Annotated in this window: 2 protein-coding genes; one reads left to right on the top strand and one right to left on the bottom strand. The window is 40.1% G+C overall.

Translation table 11 applies throughout. From position 1 onward, the window contains the following. Positions 1–351 precede the first annotated feature (351 nt). The gene (locus ABI367_RS12940) at positions 352–1,407 is read left to right on the top strand and encodes a PAS domain S-box protein (protein ID WP_462226933.1); all 1,056 of its coding nucleotides are present in this window, start codon (positions 352–354) and stop codon (positions 1,405–1,407) included. Positions 1,408–1,541: 134 nt separating this feature from the next. Here the strand turns inward: ABI367_RS12940 and ABI367_RS12935 are convergent, their stop codons facing one another. Next, entirely contained in the window at positions 1,542–4,274 is a 2,733-nt protein-coding gene (locus ABI367_RS12935; RefSeq protein WP_462226931.1) for a PKD domain-containing protein, read from the bottom strand. Between the last annotated feature and the right edge of the window lie 315 nt (positions 4,275–4,589).

The raw sequence follows: 4,589 nt of genomic DNA, 5'->3' as shown, positions 1-4,589 counted from the left end.
GGTATTATTAGAGGTTAAGTGTATTAAGGTAGAGGCCCGTTTTAATATCGAACACAGCATGTCCAATGTCGAATAATGAAGTTAAAACTTCGATGTTCAAAATTCATTATTCGATATTATTTAAGCTGTTGTTTTCTTTAACTTAATGACATAGCGCATGCGCCAGCAAAAGGGACAGAAATAACAATAATTTCTTTTTACTTAAAAAATGTGTTGAAAATCAGTTAAATAGTTGATTCAGGTCACTCAAACAGCGTCGTATTAACTATAGATTAGTTAATAACTTCTTCGGTAAATCCCCTGCGGTTAGCACGTTTTTATCAAAACCAGTAAGCATCAATTTAGAGCGTTATGAAACAAACAATTAAACAGCCGGGGCTGAGCACAACAGCATTTAAAATTACAAACGTGGAGAATTATAGAAAGCTGGTTGAATCAAGTTATTCTGGAATAACACTTCTGGATAAAAATTTTAAAATATTTTACCGCAGCTTGTCGGCCGCTCGTATGTTGGGGTGGACAGATATTCAAAGACATAACGCACAAGTAGCTGACCTTGTACATCCTGATGATATGGAAAACGTTTTGAGCGTAGTTCAACAGACTTTGCTATACCCCAACATTCCACAAACATGCGAATTCAGATCGATGCATGCTAAAGGATATTATATCGATTTAGAATGTGCCTTTACCAATATGCTTGAAGCGCCCGGACTTAACGCAATTGTTTGCAATTGGCACGATATTACCAAACGCAAGGACTTTGAACGATCGCTTAAGCAAACCCTTGCCGAATTGCAGGATTATAAGCGTGCTTTGGATGAATGCGCTATAGTAGCAATAACTGATAGTGATGGTATAATTACCAATGTTAATGACAGATTTTGTAAAGTATCACAATATAACCGCGACGAGTTAATAGGGCACACCCATCGTATGGTTAATTCGGGTTATCATAGCAAACAGTTTATAAAGAAGTTGTGGCATACAATTACCCGGGGTAAAGTTTGGCGCGGTGAGGTAAGGAATAAAGCCAAAGACGGGACCTTTCATTGGGTAGACGCCACAATAGTGCCTTTTTTAGGAGCCGATAACAAACCGTATCAGTATGTTGCTATACGTTTTGATATAACAGATAAGAAGAACGCCGAGCTAGAAATGGAAAGGTTAAATAAAGAACTACAGCAAAAATATGATCAGCTAAAGGAAATATCATGGCTGCAGTCGCATATCATTCGGGCTCCACTGGTGCGCATTATGGGTCTCATCCCCTTAGTTAAAGAAACAAAGGGTGCAGAGAATGCATTGGTTTTTGATTACTTATTACAAAGTGCTGAAGAACTGGATACTGTAATAAAAAAAATAACTACACTAACTACCAAACAAGACTTTAGCTTTATAAATTGAAGGGATATTTATACTAAGGCACAAGAACTCCATCCTATAGCTCACGCTGCATTCTTGCGCCAGCTTAGGGATACGCAAAAGTGGTAAGATAGAATACCCGGATAAAAATATTGAACAGACTTTTTAAGTTATAGCTATCGTATTATAGTTACCGAGCCCGAAAAAGCTTTCCGGCCATGTATCGGGTTGATTAAATAATAGTAAACACCGGCAGGCAGGTCGCTATTATTGTAACGCCCGTCCCAGGGCACTGGGTAACCAATGGATGAATAAACACGCTGCCCATTGCGATTAAATACTTCAACAGTAGCCCCTGTATAGCTTTCAAGGTATTTGATCGCCCATGTATCGTTTATACCATCGCCGTTCGGCGTAAAAGCAGTGGGTATCAATGGCTTCTTCAACACAATAACATTAACACTTGAAGATGCAAAACAACCTTTATTATTGGTCACCGTAAGCGTATAGTTAATATCTGTTTCTCCGGGTGTCACTACAGGGTTCAGTATTTTATTATTGCTTAGATTGATATTAGGCGACCAGGAATACGTAAGGCTATCTCCGGTTGCACTAGCCTGGAAGGTACCGCTCCCACCTTCTAATATCGTCAAATCAGGACCCGCATTGGCCATTGGTGCCACGTTTACTGTAATAACTTGGCTTATGGTATCGGCACAGGCATTATTGGCCGTATATATAAATTTAATCGGAAAACTCCCTACGCCCGAAATCGTCGGATCAAACATCCCCGATGAAGTTACACCTGTCCCCATATATATCCCAATACCATTAATTCCGGTTGTTTCAGTAGCTGTAAGTTGAACAGGCCCGGCATTGATACAAACAGGTGATATGGGGCTAAAGGAGAGTTTTGGAGTTGCCAGCAACGTTATTACGGTATCTTTTTGCGAAGCACAGATCCCGCCGGAGTAAGCCAGCATGCGCACCTGGTAATTTTGCGTTTTTACAGGACTGTAAAATTGAGGATAAGTATGGCGATACAACTTATTGTAATAGGGATTATTATCGGTTTCTATAATCGTTGCGTTATTGCCAAAGTCATAAATCCATTCTATTTTAGTAATGCTCCCAAAATCGACAGTTGATTTGTTTACAAAAAAAACCTCATGGTCACTACAGAGATCCCGGGGATTTAACACATTAAAACCGGCCACCGGAACCGAGCCATTCACCGTAAAATTTTTGCTTTTAGTTACAGTACAACCATTGGCTGATACAACGGTCAGTGTAACGGTGTACAATGCAGCTTTTGAATATTTGTGGGATGGGCTTTGTAACGATGAGGTATTAGGATTAGCCGCCGTAGCATTCGCGTCGCCGAAGTTCCACAAATAAATCAATTTGCTATTACCCGCTATAGTAGTGCTGTCAGTAAACTTTGCCGAAGCATCAGCAAGGCATACCGCCGGTGTCTCAAAATTAACTATCGGCAGCGGGCTAATAGTGATATTTTGTGTAAATGATGATGTGCAACCACTATTCGTGGTAACTAACAGGCTCACCGGATAAGTGCCTGTCGTGTCATAGGTATGCTGAAAGGGCTGATTGTTGGTTTTGGTTTCTTTCGTTCCGTCACCATACGTCCAAACACGCGATGTAATAGCACCATCAGCAGCTATTGAACTATCTGTAAAGGTTACCGCATTAGTTACACAATCGGGTGTTGAATAATTGAACGTTGCTACCGGAAGTGCACTTATATAAATAGATTTTTTTATTGTGGATGACACACAACCATTACTATTTGTTACCATCAGGCTAACGGTATAAGCACCGGCTTTTGTATAGGTATGAGTTGGACTTTGCACCGTATCTGTTTTCCCATCGCCGAAATTCCATAACCATTGTTTAACAGTTCCTCCTTTTGAAGTGGATTTATCCGTAAAAATTGTAGCGTTGTCAAGGCAGGTGGTGTCCTTAACATTAAAAGCAGCTACCGGCAGCGCATTAACGGTCAATGTAAGTTGGTTTGATGCTACTACGCATTCGGACGAACTTATATTAATAGTCTGCCCACTAACCAGCCTGTAATAAAACACGCCTGCGGTATCAGGAGACTTGACCGTAAAGTTAGGCGAGCTGCTTGGTGCCGTTTGATCTGTCCAAACACCATTTACTAATAATTGAACTTTTTGCTGATAACCCGCAACTAACGAAGAGGTAGCATTAATGCTAACCGGTTGTGAAACACCCGCACAAAATGTTTGGGTTGTTGCTGATTGATTAAAAACCGTAGAAACCGGTGCGCCATATGGCCTGAATGTTATGTCATCAATGGCAATATCGTTTCCGTAACCACCCGGGGCATTATTGGTCATTTTAATTACAATGCTGTCTGTATTGGCTGGTGTAGTAAAAGTAAAGGGGTACTGTATCCAGGTGTTGCCTACTGGTATATTTCCGGTAGTACCTGAGCCTAAAGGAACTCCTGCTGTAGTTTCGATAGAAAAAGTAACATTAGGTTGAAGGCCATTATTGTTTATTAAATTCTTTAACCAGGCAGCAAATTGATATTTAGTACTTCCACAAAGTCCAGCTACTTTTCGGGTATAAAAAATACCTGGGGCATAACTGCAATTTACGATCATCATGTATCCACCCGGATTACCTGTATGGTCAGTTGTTTGCCACCAGACACTATACATGCCTTTTGTTGAGTTTGCAATTGTATAGTAACCATCATTAGGAGTACCATTGATATAGGTATATGTCGTAGCACCGGAGTCGGCCGGCAGTGGCCCAAAAAATTGTGTAGCCCCCGAGCCAAATGTTATATTTACAATAGGGTCGCCTAAACTCTGTGTAAAACCTTTAGTATTGAGTAAAAAAACAACTGATACGAGCATGATAATTTTGTAAACCTTATGAAAGCTTTTTAAGTAGAAAATACTGTAAAACATGTATGGGCAGCAGGTTAATAACTTTTAAATCTAACCATTTTAGCAGTACCCTGTATTAAACAATTAAATTATTATCGGGTCTGCACTATATTCTTCCTCGCCAAGTTAAGCGTCGACGCTTAACTTAAAATACATTGCATCGTCGACGCTGCAATAGGCGATGAGTTGAACAAGTACTACTTTAACAAAAAAGCACCCGCTCTCGCGAATGCTTTTCCAAAAAATCTTATATAGTATGCCTTATACCGAAAACGAAGTCCC

This window comes from Mucilaginibacter sp. (assembly GCF_039935595.1).
Taxonomy (GTDB): domain Bacteria; phylum Bacteroidota; class Bacteroidia; order Sphingobacteriales; family Sphingobacteriaceae; genus Mucilaginibacter.
This window is presented reverse-complemented; position numbering and strand designations above follow the sequence as displayed.